We start from the raw sequence: 16,418 nt of genomic DNA on the forward strand, positions 1-16,418 counted from the left end.
GCCTCCTATCTTGTTTGCGGAACTGGTGCGGCGCCGATCTGCTGCAGCACTCCGAGGCGATCCATCTGCGCCCAGCCTTCGGCAATCTTTCCATTCTCGAAGCGGTAGATCACGATGGCGCGCTGCTGAATGCGCCTGCCGGTAGCGGGAACATTTGCGAACAGTCCACCGTGAGTAGCGTCCATGGTCCAGCGCACGATGACGCGGTCATCAGCGGCGATCAGATCGTTGAGGGTGAAATGCATGTCGGGGAAGCCGATACGCAGGCGCTCAGCGAGAACTTTGTATGCTTCGATTCCGCGGTCTTCGGTGAAGGAGTGGAAGAGCACGTCTTCGCTGAGCAGAGCGGAGAGCAGATCGGGACGCTGCTGGTTGAGGGCTTCTTCATAAAGGCGGCGGACAGTTTCGACGTGAGATTTTTCCTGAGCGGTCATGGCGATTCCTCCTATACCCTGCTATTCAATATAGATACTTCTATCGAATAATTGAGTATTCTGCCAATGTGAAAGTTGCAAAAAAACGGGCGTACCAATCACCCATCCGGCAGCAGCAGGCGGATGAGACCCGGTCGAGGATCGCTGCTGCCGCACGTAAGTTGCTCGAAGAACACGGATATGCGGGCATGACGATGGAGGCCGTGGCCCAGAAAGCCGGCGTTGCCGTAGCTACGGTCTATGCGGTTTTTGGATCGAAGACCGGGATTCTGTCGGCGATTCTCGATGCTGTGCGCTTCGGCAGCCAGTTTCAGGACCTGGTGAACGAAGCGATGAAGACACCCGATCCGCGGGAAAGACTGAAGTTCGCGGCCCGCATTTCGCGACGCATCTATGAATCGGAGAGCTCGATCACGGACCTGCTGCGTGGCGCGGGAACCGTATCACCGCAGCTGGCGCAGGTAGAGTCAGGCCGCGACTGCCAGAGGTATGAGTCGCAAAAGGTGATGATTCAGTATCTCGTGCAGACACGGAGTTTGCGGACGGGAATCACTCCGCAGCGCGCGCGCGATATTTTGTGGACGCTCACAAGCCGCGATCTCTATCGCATGATGGTTCGCGACCGCGGATGGACAGCGCAGGATTTTGAGGACTGGCTGGCAAATACTATGGTGGAGGCGCTGATCGGACCGGCTAGGAGCCGTTAGGCCGGTTTGGTCGTGGGTGCTTTTTGCTCACCCACCCTATCGCAAAAAGCGCGATAGGATGGGGCACCCTTTTTCGTGTCAGTGCATAAGAAAAGCAGGTCCTTCGCTACGCTCAGGATGACATCGTCTTATCTACGAATGCCTGGGCTCAGCTCTGCATAACTTCACGCAAAGCGGCAGCGGCGATGCGAAGCTCTTCTTCGCGGGTGAGGCAGTCGGGGCAGAGGCGCAGCCATGTGCCGCGGGAGTCGGTGATGATGCTTCGCGCTTCGAGTTTCTTTACCAATTCTGCTGCTCTTGCATGATGGACGGCGAGGAATGCTCCGTGCTGGTCATTGCCACCCATGGCCTGGATGCCGGCGTTGGCGAGATGGCTTTTCAGGCTGCTCAATTGTTTCAGGCTGTATTCGCGCAGGCGTTCTACTCCCATAGCCAGTGTGAATTGCTGGCCACTGCGCGCCTGATACCAGGTAATAACCGGCGGCGTTGATTCGAGGTAAGCGTCGCCTCCAGCGCGCAATCGCGGAGGATCGGCACGCTCATACTCAAATGTGTCTTCGCGAGCAAACCATCCGGTATCGAGCGGGCGCAATCCGCTCGCCAGGATTTCAGGAGAAAGATACAGGAAGCAGGCTCCGGGGCCTCCGCGCAGATATTTGTAACTGCCGCCGATCATAAAGTCGGCGCGCATCGCAGCCACATCGACGGGAAAGACACCGATGGCATGATAGGCATCGACCATGAGCTTCGCGCCGATGCTATGGCATGCATCAGCCAGCTGATCGAGGTAGTGCACGACCTGCCCGGTCATGAACATGACCTGTGAGACAACGACGAGATCCATGCCTTTGCGCAGTTGCTCGACGATTCCCTGCACCGTGAAGTTGCCTTCCGCATCGGGCTCGACCCAGGTGATGCTGATGCGGCCCAGCGACGCATACTGTTTGAGAATGAGGTCGATCGAGTCGAACTCACCGCGCGTGGTCAGAACGTGAGGCTTTCCGGGTAGCGCATTCAACACAGCACGCAGGCCCTGGCCGGCGGATGTTCTGGGTACGATGCAGTCCGGGCGCGGCGCGTGGATGAGCTTTGCGACGCGTGCGCGAAAAGCCTCCTGTTCTGCAAGCCACTCGTCCCATGCATGGCCAAGCTTTGTCTCCCACAGCGCTGTAGCTTCGCGGATATCATCGGCCACTCTGTCTAACGGGCGGCCCAGCGAGTGATTGGCAAGATAGATACGGCCGCTCGCAAGCACGCGAGAGAAGAGCGGCGCGATGTGTTTTTGGATGGATTCTTCGGGGAGCGGGCCTGGGCCGAGGGCAGCAATCGCATCTTCTATTGTTCTCATTTCTGTTTCAGCCCTGTGCGCACGGAAAACAATTCAGGGAAGAAGGTCAATTCCAATGCCTGCTTCAGGAAGCCGACGCCTGATGAGCCTCCCGTGCCGATGCGGAAGCCGATGATGCGCTCGACGGTCTTCATGTGGCGGAAACGCCAGAGCTGAAAATACTCTTCTACATCGACCAGCTTCTCGCACATCTCGTACGCGTCCCAGTGCTCGCGCGGGCGGATGTAAATCTGCCGGAAGACCTCGACCAACTCTTCGTTTTTCTGGTAAGGCTCGGACCAGTCGCGTTCCATGCAGGCATCAGGCACAGCAAGGCCGCGGCGTTTGAGATGGCGCAGGAATTCGTCGTAAAGACTGGGCGATTCCAATGTGTTTTTGAGGTCCTGGTAAATTTCCGGCGCGTGTTCGAAGACCTTGATCGCTCCTCTGTTTTTATTGCCTAGCAGAAATTCGAGCTTGCGATATTGAAAAGACTGGAAGCCGGAGGCGTTGTTCAACACTCCGCGGAATTCCATGTACTCGGACGGCGTAAGCGTTTCGAGCACGGCCCATTGCTCGAAGAGCTGCATCTGAATGAGCTTGGCGCGGGAGAGGATCTTGAAACACGGGTCGAGCTGGTCCTGCTGCACGAATCGAATCGCAGCGGTAAGCTCGTGGATGAGCTGCTTGATCCACAACTCCGAGACCTGATGCTGAATAATGAACAGCATTTCGTCATGGTGTTCGGGATTGGACAGGGGGCGCTGCTGCGCAAGCAATCCATCGAGACATAGATAACCCGCATAGCTCATGCGCTCATGAAAGTCGGTGACGATTCCGGCTTCGAGCGGCCTCTGATTTTTTTCTACGGTAGACATATAAAAAAATTAGCCTGACAGAACATTGTCTGCCAGGCCAGGGAGGCATACAACTACTTGGAAAACGGGAACAGGATGCCGCTCCCGATCAAGATTTGTCAACCTTTCTGTTACAAATTTCATTTTTCCCGCTTAACGGGATAGATATAACAAGATCGTTTCATGTGAAATCGCATGCAATGGGTGTTATCTTGCGGTCATGCTCAAGTTTGGCTGCTATCTTCTATTGGCCGCAGCTTCTGTGGCTTTGGCGCAAACGCAGGCTCAGGATGCGGCGAGCGATCCTCGCGCCGATGCCGTTCTCACGCTGGAGCGATGGCGGGAAAGCAGCGTCGGCACCTTTCTGAATGACTTTGGCGGACTGAATCGTTATGCGAAGGCCAATGCGGAGTTGCGTGCTCCAGCAGCAGGCGAAAATCGCGTGATCTTCTACGGCGACTCGATCACTGACGGGTGGAAGCTAGATACTTATTTTCCCGGCAAGGGATATATCAATCGCGGCATCAGCGGCCAGACCACGCCGCAGATGCTCATCCGCTTCAAGCAGGATGTGATCGACCTAAAACCGAAGGTTGTGGTGATACTTGCCGGAACCAATGACATTGCCGGAAATACCGGCCCGATGACGCTTGAACAGATAGAGAACAATTACACATCGATTGCTGATTTAGCAAAAGTGCATTCAATCCGTGTAGTCTTTTCTTCGGTGACGCCGATTCACAATTATCTGCCGGAGAAGCAAACCATGTTTCTGCAGCGCTCGCCGGAAAAGATTGCCGAATTGAACCGCTGGCTGCGCAGTTATTGCGAAACCAACGGCCTGATTTATCTCGACTACTTCGGCGCCATGGTGGACAGCCGGGGCATGATGCGACAGGAGCTGGCGAACGACGGATTGCACCCGAACGATGCCGGATACAGGGTTATGACCCCCCTGGCGGAAAGCGCCATTGAAAAGGCCCTGGCAAAGTAGGTGCAGATGCGGCTCCGAGAAGCAACCAAGGCTGATATTCCGTGGATTGTCGAGGTGGAGCACACACCCGCGTTCCGTGAATATATTGCGCAATGGTCGAGTGAAGAGCATGCCACTGCGCTATGTGATCCTGACACTCGTTACCTTATCGCCCTTGGAGACTCAAATGAGCCGCTGGGATATGCGATTCTACGCGGCCTTAAGTCAGAACACCGCAATCTTGAGCTGAGGCGTATTGTGATGCGCTCTCCCGGACAAGGCAACGGCAAAGAAGCAATGCGGCTTCTACTCAGGAAGGTCTTTGATGAGTTCGACGCGCATCGTCTGTGGCTTGATGTATACGAGACAAACCCGCGTGCGCAGCACGTATACCACACCCTGGGCTTCAGGCAGGACGGAGTGCTGCGCGAATCTGTATATCGGGATGGACGCTATCATTCTCTGCTGCTGATGTCGATGCTCGATCGCGAGTATCGGACAGCAAATTAATTATTGCGCTCCGCTGCCATGGAGCGACGTGCTCGCAGTTCCACTTTCATTTGTGGCTGGTGCAGTTTCCTCCGGCCTGGTTATGACGGCTTCTCCCGGTTCGAAGTCATGCGCCGGATCAAAGACCTCCGCCTTCGGATCAAGATGAAAACGTCCGTTGCCTAGATACGCGACGGCGAGCCCTCCAGCCACGAACGGATGGAATGCTGCGATGGGCAGGACGTACTTCTTGGTCTTCACCAGGGATTCGACGACACCGTTCACTGAATCACTGCGATGGATGGTGCCCTTAACCTGCGGAATCACGAATGTCGTGAACTTCAAATCAGGATGGTGCTTACTGTAGGCGACCAGACTCTTGCCGGCTTGCTTCGGTGTCATCAGGCCTACATCAGCGATGTAGTTCCGGTGAATCGAATGCGGGTAGTAGAAGTTAAGAACGAACGCCGCAAAATTCGCGCAGTTGTTGAAGAAGAGATCGAAGTGGCTCTGATTGACATATGAATTCAGAGCGAAGATCAGGCGCTTGTCCTGCTCCTCAGTGGTTTCAACCTGGAAGCCATAGATCTTGCGGTCATAGGCAGAACCGACCAGCTGGATCCATTCGCCTTCAGGAATCTCGCGCTTCGGATCGTCAGGCGCAATATCCATGAGGTGCTCGCGGCGGTAGCGGTCGCGCAATTTAAGTTCCAGCTTTGCATCGATGGACTCCGGCACATCACGCGGATCGTCGACGGCGTAGAGATACGGGATCAGCGGGATCGCGATCCAGTCGTAGCCACCAATGCGGTGGTAGCGGCTGATGACGACACCAGGCTCTCCCGGTTCACACAGACGCAGCTTTGTGGGCGACGCGGCGCAGACATGGTCAAGATAGATGGCGGCATGTCCTGTCGGGTTCATGCTGCCGAACTGGCCGAAAGGCTCTTCAAGCAGCAGGGCCGCATCGGCGCGGGCATAGACGCAGATCGCAAAAAGCAGGAACGAAGCGCACAACAACTTTAAAATATCGCGTCTCTGAAAAAGCATACGCAGTTCTCCCTGACGCAAAAATTGGGCGGCGATGCCATGTCCCTGGCAGTCGAAATATTAAAGCCCTGTGAATGTAGACACGGATTACAGAAAAAAGACGGGGTGTATGTACAACAAAAATCAACCCCTTTTGGAGGAATTCATATCAGTATTTTAGAGCACATCCCTCCGGGCATGGATTAACTCTCTTTGTTACTCTCAAGGTATGAGTTTTCTTTTGAGCATCACGCCGGGACAGACGCTCCTGCTTGACGCGGATGACACACTCTGGGAAAACAACATCTTCTTTGAACGCGCCATCGCTTCGTTCATCTCATACCTGAACCACCACAGCTATACGCGCGAAGAAGTGCGCGAATTTCTCAATGACGTGGAGCGGGAGACGATCCGGGAACGCGGCTACGGACTGGCGAGCTTTCAGCACTCGCTGGTAACGTGCTTTGAACGCCTGAGTGAGGGACCAGTCCCTCCGGAAAAGCATAAGCGCATTGTGGGCTTTGCCCGCTCGATCAGCCAGCAGGAAATTCAACTGCTGCCCGGCGTGGCAGAAGTCCTGCCGACGCTCGCCTCGCGCCACCGGCTCATCCTGATGACCAAAGGCAATGAGCACGAACAGAAAGACAAGCTGACGCGTTCGGGACTTGCCGCACACTTCGCGGCCGTCGAGGTGGCGGGCGAGAAGAACCCTGATGCCTACCACGCGGTATGCCAGAAGTATGAGCTGAACTGCAGATTCACATGGATGATTGGCAACAGTCCAAAGTCGGACATCAATCCCGCATTAGCAGCCGGGCTGCATGCAGTGTTTATTCCTCATCCGCACACGTGGATGCTGGAACATGAAGCAGTGGAGCCTGCCAAAGATGGCCAGTACCTGCTGGAACTGGAAAGCTTCCACGAGCTGGCCCGGCGGTTTTAACTTACCTGTCCCTGAGTAGTCTTCCACTCTATTCATAGTTACTGTCATCCAATACTCGATAACTTCCATCACCTAAATTCGTATTACTCCTACTGGTTACCAAGCATAACTTTGGCTTCTTATGGTCACCGGGGTAAAAGGTACCTTATGCCAGCCAAACGCAGTATTACGTTCAGGCTAGCTGGTACTCAATTACTAAAAAGTAATTGATTAAGTTACTTATCATCGGCGAATCTCAGTAACAACCTAAAGGGACCGCTCTCTAGTTCAATCCTTTGCGTTAAGCAGTAGATGTATATCCCCCTTCGCGCGAGGAAAGAGTACCGCTATGGGAGTTGCGTCGATTCTGTCTGGCTCATTTGAAGATCGTTCCGCCAGCTTTGTGGAGTGGATAGGGCGGAATGTTGCCGATCATGCAAGGGATTTATGGTTTGAGAAAAGCGCATGCGTGGTGATATGCGCTTACTACGGGCTGTCCGGTAGTTTGTACTTCACAAATACATCGGCAGATCCTGAGATCGCCATGGATCCGGGTGCGTCCGCGGCCATCATTGGGATCGGGTCGCAACTGATCATCGGAATCCTGATCGTTCTGCTTCTGCTACGGCGCTTTCATCATGTGATGAAAGCGGTAACCACGCTGCAATGGGGTGGAGTATTGGCTGTGATTGCGCTGGCCTCTGTGGCCTGGTCGCAAGACCCGTCGATTACGATGAAGCGCGCACTTTCTTTCCTTCTCGCAACCATCTTCGCGCTCTATTTTGCTTCCCGGTTTGATCTGAAGGAACAGCTTTCGATTCTGTGGTGGACCATGGTTCTACTGGCTTCCGCCTCGCTGCTGTTCTGCGTTGTGGCGCCATCGTATGGGCTCGATCCAACTCCCGGGCGAACTCATGACTGGAGAGGAGTTTTTTCACAAAAGCAGGGCCTTGGACGCGCTATGGTGCTGGGCATTGCGTTGACGATGTGCATGGGCCGCATCAGTCGTTCAAAGCTGCTGGCACTGCTGCTTTTCTCCTTTCTGCTGGCCCTGAGCGGCTCGCGCACTTTCTGGCTTGTGGGACTGAACGTCTTTGTGCTGGCTTATTTCATGCATTTTCTTAAGCGCTATGACCGGAAGAGCCGCGGCATTATCCTCTCCATGTCAATGCTGCTCAGTATTACTGCTATTACCCTGGGAGTTATTTTTGCACCGGATATTCTGGCCTTGCTGGGACGCGATGCGACACTGACCGGACGCACGGATATCTGGCGCGCGGTCTGGCAGGCGATTCTCAAGCGGCCTCTGCTGGGATATGGCCTCGGAGGATTCTGGATCGGACTGAAAGGCGAAGCCGTGAATGTGATGGCCGCTGTCCAATGGGGCGTCCCTCACGCTCACAACGGATTTCTGGAGCTTATGCTGGAGCTTGGCGGCGCAGGACTGGCGATTTTTGGCCTGAGCTACTTTCGCGGCTGCAGCAAGGCGTGGAGATTGATCCGCTCACCTTATATGGAGCAGGCTATCTGGCCTGTCTTTGTGCTGTTTCTGGTTCTTGCCTGCGACCTGGATGAAAATTCCCTGATCAGCTTTAACGGGATTTTCTGGCCCTTGTTCATTATGGCTCTCGTTAACCTGGAGCTTTGCGATCACTGGATGCGGATGAGACAGTGGCCGCCTACTCCGATACAGAATTTCAGGCCGCCGATAGCTCCGCATGATCCGCCCTTCACTCTTCCGTCAGACAAGACGGCCTGAGTCAGTGAGGTGTCAGGCATAGCGGAAGAGCGCTTTGAATCCGTAGTCCATGTGCTGCTGAATATGGCAGTGGAAGAGCGAGAGGCCAGGCTGATTGGCGGTGAAATCGACGACGGCGCGTCCATAATAAGGAACGACAACTGTGTCCTTCATGAGACCCGCGGTTTTCTTGCCGTTGATTTCGACCAACTCCCACAGGTGCCGGTGCAGGTGCATGGGGTGCGCGTCATCGGTGCGATTGCGCATCACCAGCCGGTAGCGAGTTCCCTGCTGCAGCACAAACTCGCGGTCATGCGGATAGGGCTTGCCGTTGATGAGCCAGGCGTTAAATTTGCCGATGCCGCGCGGGATTTTCTCGAAGATCATTTCGATAGTCTGCTGTGGAGCCGGCGAATTGGAGCTCGCCGTTCCGAAGATGGTGTAATCCCATGGCGCTTTGGGCGGGTCTATCCACTGCGGCTGGCCCTGCTGTCCTGCGTATTCGATGACGACGCCGAGGCCGGACTCGCGGACAGGCTTTTCGGTAGCGCCCAAAATCCAGACGCCGGGATGGTTCATCTCGATGACGGCGTCGATGCGCTCGCCTGCTCCAAGAAAGATTGAGTCGACTGTTTGCGGCGCGGGTACCGGGTTGCCGTCCATGGCGATGACTTTCATCTGGTGGCCGGGGAGTGCGATGCGGCGGTTCTCGATAGCGCTGGCATTGAGAAAGTGGATAAGCAGTCGCTGGCCCTGGCGGACACGAATCGGGTCACCTGAACCGAGCGCCCGGTCATTGATGGAGTAGGTCATGGAGCCGACTTCGAGGCCGTTGGGGTCGGTGTTCAGCGTTGCTGGTTTTTCCGGCACCGGGCCGTTGTGCGTGTCGTCGTCGGTGTCGACCATCGTGTCAGTGAAGAACGGCTCCCAGTCGCGCAGGGCGAGGAAGAGCTCCTGATCGTACTGGCCCGGATCGTTGCCGCCATCGACGTAAACAAAGCCGAACTGGCCGGTGTAGGAGCCTTTGTGCAGGTTGTCCATAGCCATGGCGTGGGAGTGATACCAGCGGCTTCCGGCCGGTCCGGGCGTGAGCTGGAAGCGGCGGCGGCCATGCGGCGGGACTGCGGGCGAGCTTTCTTCTTCGGTGCCGTCTATCTCGGCGGGAATGAGCATGCCGTGCCAGTGGACGAATTCGGGAGTGTCAGTGTCGTTGATGACATCAACAGAGACCTGCTTGCCTTCGCGCATCCGCAGGACCGGGCCCGGCGCTGTGTTGTTGTAGCCGATGGTGGATAGGATATGCGAGCGGTCGAGCTCGACTGTTACAGGAGAGATGCGAAGCGTGTAGTCTGCCTTATCCGCCTGCGCCAGCAGCGGCAGCCGCGCCATGCCGGCTTGCGCGAGAGTCATGCTGCCGAGCTTGAGTAAGTCGCGACGTTTCATGAATCTGCCGCATCCATAGATCGGTTCGTGCCTGCATCGATTTCGCCCTGAGTGTAACAAACCGCGGCGGCGCTTCGTCTATTTAGACAACGCAGTACGCGTTTCTGGTACTCTCACCGCACACACACTCCCTTCGCGGAGGCCCGGGATGAAGATCTCGCAGATCGCATTCGTGTCAGCGGCACTGATATGCTGCTGCGCTGGACTGCGGGCCTACCAGCGGGTTGCGGATTTCGGCTTCGGCAATGACGACTCGCCTACAAATGTCAAGGCTGAGTTCTACTGGTCACGCCTTGCCTACACCACCAATACGGAGAGCTCCGGTGGCTATGGCCATTGGGGATACTGGGGCCGTTTTGCCTGGTCGCGTGACTACCCAAAAGCCGACCGCCAGTTCCTGATCGCCATGCACCGGCTGACCCGCATCGATGGGCGGCCAACGGAGCAGGTGGTCACGCTCGACTCAGATGAAATTTTTAACTACCCGTGGATTTACGCTGTGCAGGTGCAGATGTGGTCGTTTACCGATGAAGAAGCAAAGCGATTGCGCGAGTACCTGCTGAAAGGCGGTTTCCTGATGGTGGATGACTTTCATGGCACTGAAGACTGGGAGGACTTTATGCGCGGTATGCGGCAGGTTCTGCCTGACCGTCCGGTGGAAGACCTGCAGAGCGGCGACGAAATCTTCCACACACTCTATGATGTTGATGACAAGATGCAGATTCCGGGCGAGCAGTGGATCCGCACCGGGCGCACCTACGAGAAGGATGGCTACCAGCCGAAGTGGCGGGCCATCCGCGATGACAAGGGGCGCATCATCGTCGCTATCTGCCACAACATGCACCTCGGCGACGCATGGGAATGGGCCGATGATCCGAATTATCCGGAGCCCTTTGCATCGATGGCCTTTCGCGTGGGGCTTGATTACATCCTTTATGGCATGACGCATTAAAAGCAGAACCAGAGTTACGTGCCTTGTTGGGGGAAGCGCGAGGTTGCCGCTCCCTGCTGGTCGCGTCACCTTGAGTACAGTGGTTTCGGGATACATCAACTCTGGTTTTGCTATAGACCAGAAAGAATTTGTTCAGGGCCCGGCGTGAATGTTTCAATTTCTCTTCAAATATCCAAGTCCGGTCTTCACGAAAGGACGGTTTGTGCTGCTCTCTGCGTGGCCGAAGTGGCTGCTGCCGGTGCTGATTGTGTTATGCGCCGGCGGGCTCGCACTGCTCGTCCATCGCAGGCTCAAGGATGCCGCGCCCAAGCTGCGCGGCTGGCGGGTGTGGGCGGTGTGGGGCATGCAGTCGGCGCTGGTGGCGCTGATTCTGCTGCTGCTGTGGCAGCCCGCCATGTCGGTCTCGGCGCTGAGCTCGGAGCAGAACATCATTGCGGTGGTGGTGGATGATTCGCGCAGCATGGCCATTGCAGACAGCGGCGGCAAAACGCGTGAGTCTGCGGCGCAGGCTGCGCTTGAGAGCGGCATCCTCTCTGGATTGCAGAAACGTTTTCAGACACGGGTCTACCGGCTGGGCCATGGAGTGACACAGGTGGATGGCGTGAAGAATATCGCTCCGGCAGAGGCTGCTACGCATATCGGCGAAGGACTGAAGCAACTGGCAACCGAGACGTCAGACCTTCCGATTGGAGCGATTCTACTGTTGAGCGATGGAGGAGAGAATACGGCGGGGATGAGCGGCTCGGGGATTGGACTCGATGCCATGCAGGCGCTGCGTAATCGCCGTCTGCCTGTGCATACCGTAGGCTTCGGCGCTCTCGAGCATGCGCACGATGTGGAGATTGAGGATGTGAGCGTTGCGGCGAGCTCCGTTGCGAATGCGCGACTCACCGCAACGATCAGCCTGACGCAGCATGGCTATACCAACCAGAAGGCAACGCTCACGGTTCGCGACGGAGACAAGACGCTCGCGACCCGTGAGGTAACGCTGGGCGCAAATGGAGCGCTCCAGACGGAGCCACTGTTCTTTTCCGCGGGCGCGGCGGGCGCGAAGAGCCTTCGCTTCGGGATTGAGCCACTCGCGGGCGAGGAGAATTCCAGCAACAATGCAATGTCGCGGCCGCTGCTGGTCAGCGATACAAAGCGGAAGATTCTTTACATTGAAGGCGAGCCGCGCTGGGAGTTCAAGTTCATCCGGCGCGCGGAAGACGATGATCCGACGATACAGCTTGTCTCCATGCTGCGCACCAGCGAGAACAAGATTTACCGTCAGGGCATCAGCGATCCGAGCGAGCTGGCGGACGGCTTTCCGGTGCGTCCGGAAAACCTTTTCGGATATGCGGGCATTATTATCGGCTCGGTCGATGCCGACTATTTCACTCCGCTGCAGCAGGAGTTGCTGCGCGAGTACGTCGACCGGCGCGGCGGCGGAGTGCTCTTTTTAGGCGGGCACTCATCGCTGAGCGATGGCGGATGGGGCGCATCGAGCCTGAACGAGCTGCTGCCGACCTTTCTGCCTTCAGGCCGCAATAACTTTCATCGCAACTCGGCAACAGTGGAGCTGACAGCAGAAGGAGTGGACTCGCCGATCATGCGGCTGCTCGACGATCCGGCAAAGAATGCCGATCGATGGAAGAAGCTGACATACCTGGCCGATTACGAGGATGCGGGCACGCCGAAGCCGGGAGCTACCGTGCTGGCGGAAATGAAAGCCGGGCGGCGCAGCTTGCCTATGCTCATTACGCAGAACTACGGCCATGGGCGCACGGCCATCATGGCGACGGGCGGCACGTGGCGCTGGCAGATGAGCGAAGCGCTGGGCGATCCGTCGCATGACCTCTTCTGGCAGCAGCTTCTGCGCTGGCTGGTGGCCGATTCGCCGGGACCGGTGGCCGCATCCATATCGGCGCGGAACCTGATGGATGAGGGCCATGTGCAGCTTTCCGCGCTGGTGCGCGATCCGCAGTTTCAACCCGCGGCAGATGCGCATGTAACCGCGCACATCGTAGGGCCGGAAAATACGAATGCGCTGATCGACCTTACGCCATCGCGTGACACGCCCGGTCTGTATCAGACGGAGTGGACGGCAGAGAAGCCCGGCTCTTATCTGGCAGAGGTTTCCGCGGACTCTGCAGGAGGCCAGCCGCAACCGCTGGGTCGTGATGTGGTTACCTTCCAACACGAGGATGGCGTTGCCGAGAACTTTCACACGGAACAGAACCAGGCACTGCTCAAACAGCTTTCATCTGAGACCGGCGGGCGCTACTGGGAACCATCTGATCTCAAGAACCTGCCGCGCGACATTGCATATTCCGAAGCGGGCATCTCTCTGCGCACGACGAAAGAGCTTTGGGACATGCCGGTTGTTTTTCTTCTGCTGCTGGGGCTGCCGCTTGCCGAGTGGCTGCTGCGCCGCAAGTGGGGTGTGGTGTGAGGCGCCTGCTTACGGCAGCGTTTGCGCTCGCGCTTCCGGCGCATGCGGCGGTGTACTACGTTACTGTCTCTGGGCTTGGCGGAGAGCCAGATTATGAACAGCGCTTCACTGCGGCGGCGAATGATCTCGATCGGGTATTCAAGGCCGCGGGCAGCACGGCGCACGTCTATACGCTTACCGGCACGCAGGCAACAGCGTCACACTTCAAAGAGACGCTCGCTGCTGTGGCGCGCGATGCCAAACCGGACGATGACTTTGTGCTCATCCTGATCGGACATGGCTCTTTTGATGGCGTGGAATACAAGTTCAACCTGGTGGGGCCGGATGTGACTGGCGGCGAGATCGCTGCGATGTGCGACCGCATTCCGGCGAAGCGGCAGCTGATTGTGGACACCACCAGTGCAAGCGGCGGAGCTGTAGCTGCTCTCGATCGGCCAGGGCGCGCGGTGATCGCAGCGACAAAATCAGGCACGGAAAAAAACGCCACCGTTTTTGCGCGCTACTGGGTGGAGGCTTTGCAGGATCCGCAGGCCGATACGGATAAGAGCGATTCGATCAGCGCGATGGAAGCCTTTACTTACGCCACGAAGAAGACGGCGGCCTTCTATGACTCACAGAAACGGCTCGCTACCGAGCATGCGGTCTTCGATGATGTGGGCCATGGCGAGCCAGTGCGCGATGCGGGCGATGGCCAGGGCGCGCTGCTGTCGAATATCACTCTGCTGCGTCTTGGGGCGAGCCAGCAGGCGGCGAATGATCCGGCAAAGCGCGCGCTGCTGCAAAAAAAAGAGGAGCTGGAGCAGAAGATCGACACTCTCAAGTATCAGAAGGCGGCGATGGATCCCGCGGACTATAAAAAGCAATTAACGGAGGCGCTGCTGGAGCTCGCTAAGGTGCAGGAGGATCTGGACAAGTGAGACACGTTGCTCCATTTCTTCTTCTGCTGCTGATGAGTTCCACTGCCTTTGCCGCTGGCCCTCAGGACTGCTGGTCGCTGCGCAAGCATGGTCGCCAGCAAGAGGCGCAGGCGTGCTTCGAGCGCCTGACACGCGGCAACGATGCCTACACGCAGGCTGAGGGATTTTGGGGATTGGAAGAGTGGGAGCAGGCGAACGCGCAGTTCCGGCTGGCAACGCAACCGGCTGATGCAAGTGCTCTCTATAAAGTCCGCTGGGGGATGCTGCTGCATGAGCGCTTCAACAATTCTGAAGCGGCTGACCTCTTCCGCGAAGCCCTAACGAAAGACCCGTCGAATGCCGCGGCCTATCTTGGCCTCGCAATTGTTTCCGCAGAGAGCTTTGACGGCAAAGCGACGCAGTATGCAGAGAAGGCCATTGCGCTTGATCCCAAGCTCGCAGAAGCGCATGAATTGATGGCCGAGCTTGCTCTGGAAAACGACGATCGAGATGCCGCTGTGGCCGAAGCTGACAAAGCAATAGCGATCGAGAACGACGCGCTCGATGCGATGGCGATTCATGCAGCAGTGGAACTGCTCGCTGATCGTTCTCCGGATGCATGGTTCGCGAAGATTACGGTTGTGAATCCCGGATATGGAGAAGCCTACGAACGCGTGGGGCATCAGCTTGAAATGCACTACCGTTTTGAAGATGCAGCTACTTATTACAAAAAGGCGATTGAGGCCGCTCCACATCTGTGGAGCGCGCATTCGGCGCTCGGCATCGACCTGATGCGGCTAGGCCAGGAAGATGAGCCGCGCAAGGACCTGGAACTGAGCTACAACAACGGCTATCGCAATGCCGCGACGGTAAACAGCCTGCGGCTGCTGGACAGCTACAAGAATTTCGAAACGTTTCGTGATGACACGACGATCCTGAAATTGAACAAGACGGAGGCCAGCCTGCTGCAACCTTATATGCAGTCTGAGCTGCACACGATCATCGCGGCCTACGACAAGAAGTACCGCATGAAGCTCCCCGGCCCTGTCCAGGTGGAGGTGTATCCCGATCACGAAGACTTTGCCGTGCGCACGACGGGGATGCCGGGACTGGGCGCGCAGGGCGTGACGTTTGGCGAAGTGGTAGCGATGGACAGCCCTTCTGCGCGCAAGCCAGGCGACTTCAACTGGGGCGCGACGCTGTGGCATGAGATGAGCCATGTCTACGTGCTAACAGCGACGAACCATCGCGTGCCGCGCTGGTTTACGGAAGGCCTGGCAGTGCATGAAGAAGGCGACCGCTCATCGGAGTGGAGCAGCCGCGTTACGCCGGAAGTGCTGGCGGCGATCCGCGACAAGAAGCTGCTGCCGATATCGAAGCTCGACCGCGGCTTTGTTTATCCCGAATATCCGTCGCAGGTGATTGTGTCGTACTTCCAGGCAGGAACGATCTGCGACTTCGTAAAGGAGAAGTGGGGTGAAGAAAAGCTGCTGGCGATGATTCATTCCTATGCTCAGTTGAAGACAACGCCGCAGGTCGTCGAACAGGACCTCGGAGTGAAACCGGAGGAATTTGATCAGCAGTATCTTGCCTGGATCAACAAGCAATATGGCGCGAAGGCTGCTCACTTTGATGAATGGCGCGAGAAGCTGAAAGCGCTGGTCGCCGCATCCCAACAGAAACAGTATGACGTTGTGCTGGCGCAGGGGCAAGCGGCGCGCGAGATGTATCCCGAATATGTGGGAGAGGCAAACGTTTACGAGCTGTTGGCGGACGCGGACAAGGCAAAGGGCGATGCGAAGGCCGAAGCTGCGGTGCTGACCTCGTACGAACATGAGGGCGGCGAGGATCCGGCCGTGCTGAAGCGGCTGGCGACGCTTGAAGAAGCGGCCGGGCAGCAAACGGAGGCCGCGGCGACTCTTGAACGGGTGAACTACATCTATCCGGTCAAGGATGAGGAGCTGCATCGCCATCTCGGTGATCTGCTGTTTGCCGGGAAGCAGTATGATGGCGCCATCCGCGAATACAGCGCTGTGGTGGCGTCGAATCCGCTGGACAAGGCGGGCGCGGAGTTCCATCTGGCGCAGGCGTATCTGGCCGCGGGGCAGAAGGACAAGGCCCAGGAGAGCGTACTGGCAGCGCTCGAAGCTGCGCCCGGATATCGTCCGGCGCAGAAGATGTTGCTCGAGTTGAACCAATCGTCGCAAAAAAACTGAC

Annotated in this window: 14 protein-coding genes; 9 read left to right on the top strand and 5 right to left on the bottom strand. The window is 57.1% G+C overall.

Translation table 11 applies throughout. The features are described 5' to 3' along the window. Nucleotides 1-5: 5 nt before the first annotated feature. The gene (locus AC5S16_RS04330) at nt 6-434 is read right to left on the bottom strand and encodes an ester cyclase (RefSeq protein ID WP_493928801.1); all 429 of its coding nucleotides are present in this window, start codon (nt 432-434) and stop codon (nt 6-8) included. Nucleotides 435-502: 68 nt separating this feature from the next. Between AC5S16_RS04330 and AC5S16_RS04335 the strand changes: the two genes are divergently transcribed. Continuing rightward, entirely contained in the window at nt 503-1,141 is a 639-nt protein-coding gene (locus AC5S16_RS04335; protein WP_493928802.1) for a TetR/AcrR family transcriptional regulator, read from the top strand. A 148-nt stretch (nt 1,142-1,289) separates the two neighbouring features. On the opposite strand, the gene AC5S16_RS04340 is transcribed toward AC5S16_RS04335, so the two are convergent. Together AC5S16_RS04340 and AC5S16_RS04345 are read right to left on the bottom strand one after the other, a co-directional pair. Further along, on the bottom strand, nt 1,290-2,489 hold the full coding sequence (locus tag AC5S16_RS04340) for an aminotransferase class V-fold PLP-dependent enzyme (RefSeq protein WP_493928803.1): 1,200 nt from the start codon (nt 2,487-2,489) through the stop codon (nt 1,290-1,292). Next, nucleotides 2,486-3,346: a tryptophan 2,3-dioxygenase gene (locus AC5S16_RS04345; RefSeq protein ID WP_493928804.1), complete on the bottom strand. Its 861-nt coding sequence runs from the start codon at nt 3,344-3,346 to the stop codon at nt 2,486-2,488. Before AC5S16_RS04345 ends, AC5S16_RS04340 begins: the two co-directional genes overlap by 4 nt. A gap of 241 nt (nt 3,347-3,587) precedes the next feature. Here AC5S16_RS04345 and AC5S16_RS04350 point away from each other — a divergent pair, with 241 nt between their 5' ends. Together AC5S16_RS04350 and AC5S16_RS04355 are read left to right on the top strand one after the other, a co-directional pair. After that, on the top strand, nt 3,588-4,319 hold the full coding sequence (locus tag AC5S16_RS04350; RefSeq protein WP_493928805.1) for an SGNH/GDSL hydrolase family protein: 732 nt from the start codon (nt 3,588-3,590) through the stop codon (nt 4,317-4,319). Nucleotides 4,320-4,325: 6 nt separating this feature from the next. Continuing rightward, entirely contained in the window at nt 4,326-4,808 is a 483-nt protein-coding gene (locus tag AC5S16_RS04355) for a GNAT family N-acetyltransferase (protein ID WP_493928806.1), read from the top strand. Here the strand turns inward: AC5S16_RS04355 and AC5S16_RS04360 are convergent, their stop codons facing one another. Then, nucleotides 4,809-5,837 (bottom strand): hypothetical protein, encoded by a 1,029-nt coding sequence (locus AC5S16_RS04360; protein ID WP_493928807.1) that lies wholly within the window; start codon nt 5,835-5,837, stop codon nt 4,809-4,811. A 220-nt stretch (nt 5,838-6,057) separates the two neighbouring features. Between AC5S16_RS04360 and AC5S16_RS04365 the strand changes: the two genes are divergently transcribed. Then, nucleotides 6,058-6,759, top strand: a complete 702-nt coding sequence (locus tag AC5S16_RS04365) for an HAD family hydrolase (RefSeq protein WP_493928808.1) — start codon at nt 6,058-6,060, stop codon at nt 6,757-6,759. Nucleotides 6,760-7,087: 328 nt separating this feature from the next. Next, a complete protein-coding gene (locus AC5S16_RS04370; RefSeq protein WP_493928809.1) occupies nt 7,088-8,497 on the top strand; it encodes an O-antigen ligase family protein in 1,410 nt (469 codons plus the stop codon). A gap of 12 nt (nt 8,498-8,509) precedes the next feature. Here AC5S16_RS04370 and AC5S16_RS04375 read toward each other — a convergent pair whose 3' ends face one another. Beyond that, nucleotides 8,510-9,919 carry a multicopper oxidase family protein gene (locus AC5S16_RS04375; protein ID WP_493928810.1) on the bottom strand — a complete coding sequence of 470 codons (1,410 nt, stop codon included), beginning with the start codon at nt 9,917-9,919 and terminating at the stop codon, nt 8,510-8,512. Nucleotides 9,920-10,067: 148 nt separating this feature from the next. Here AC5S16_RS04375 and AC5S16_RS04380 point away from each other — a divergent pair, with 148 nt between their 5' ends. The 4 genes from AC5S16_RS04380 to AC5S16_RS04395 all read left to right on the top strand — a co-directional run bounded on the left by AC5S16_RS04380 (nt 10,068) and on the right by AC5S16_RS04395 (nt 16,417). After that, nucleotides 10,068-10,871: a DUF4159 domain-containing protein gene (locus tag AC5S16_RS04380; RefSeq protein WP_493928811.1), complete on the top strand. Its 804-nt coding sequence runs from the start codon at nt 10,068-10,070 to the stop codon at nt 10,869-10,871. 148 nt (nt 10,872-11,019) lie between these two features. Continuing rightward, a complete protein-coding gene (locus AC5S16_RS04385; RefSeq protein ID WP_493928812.1) occupies nt 11,020-13,305 on the top strand; it encodes a glutamine amidotransferase in 2,286 nt (761 codons plus the stop codon). Next, nucleotides 13,302-14,222, top strand: coding sequence for a hypothetical protein (locus AC5S16_RS04390; RefSeq protein ID WP_493928813.1), 921 nt, complete (start codon nt 13,302-13,304; stop codon nt 14,220-14,222). Before AC5S16_RS04385 ends, AC5S16_RS04390 begins: the two co-directional genes overlap by 4 nt. Then, nucleotides 14,219-16,417, top strand: a complete 2,199-nt coding sequence (locus tag AC5S16_RS04395; protein WP_493928814.1) for a tetratricopeptide repeat protein — start codon at nt 14,219-14,221, stop codon at nt 16,415-16,417. Before AC5S16_RS04390 ends, AC5S16_RS04395 begins: the two co-directional genes overlap by 4 nt. The last annotated feature ends 1 nt before the right edge of the window (nt 16,418 follow it).

The organism is Acidobacterium sp. FHG110202_01 (genome assembly GCF_059115305.1).

What these genes read in the sequence shown, in the direction of transcription:
- AC5S16_RS04330 (WP_493928801.1), bottom strand. Translation starts at nt 434, where the DNA reads ATGACCGCTCAGGAAAAATCTCACGTCGAAACTGTCCGCCGCCTTTAT.
- AC5S16_RS04340 (WP_493928803.1), bottom strand. Translation starts at nt 2,489, where the DNA reads ATGAGAACAATAGAAGATGCGATTGCTGCCCTCGGCCCAGGCCCGCTC.
- AC5S16_RS04345 (WP_493928804.1), bottom strand. Translation starts at nt 3,346, where the DNA reads ATGTCTACCGTAGAAAAAAATCAGAGGCCGCTCGAAGCCGGAATCGTC.
- AC5S16_RS04355 (WP_493928806.1), top strand. Translation starts at nt 4,326, where the DNA reads ATGCGGCTCCGAGAAGCAACCAAGGCTGATATTCCGTGGATTGTCGAG.
- AC5S16_RS04360 (WP_493928807.1), bottom strand. Translation starts at nt 5,837, where the DNA reads ATGCTTTTTCAGAGACGCGATATTTTAAAGTTGTTGTGCGCTTCGTTC.
- AC5S16_RS04370 (WP_493928809.1), top strand. Translation starts at nt 7,088, where the DNA reads ATGGGAGTTGCGTCGATTCTGTCTGGCTCATTTGAAGATCGTTCCGCC.
- AC5S16_RS04375 (WP_493928810.1), bottom strand. Translation starts at nt 9,919, where the DNA reads ATGAAACGTCGCGACTTACTCAAGCTCGGCAGCATGACTCTCGCGCAA.
- AC5S16_RS04380 (WP_493928811.1), top strand. Translation starts at nt 10,068, where the DNA reads ATGAAGATCTCGCAGATCGCATTCGTGTCAGCGGCACTGATATGCTGC.
- AC5S16_RS04385 (WP_493928812.1), top strand. Translation starts at nt 11,020, where the DNA reads ATGTTTCAATTTCTCTTCAAATATCCAAGTCCGGTCTTCACGAAAGGA.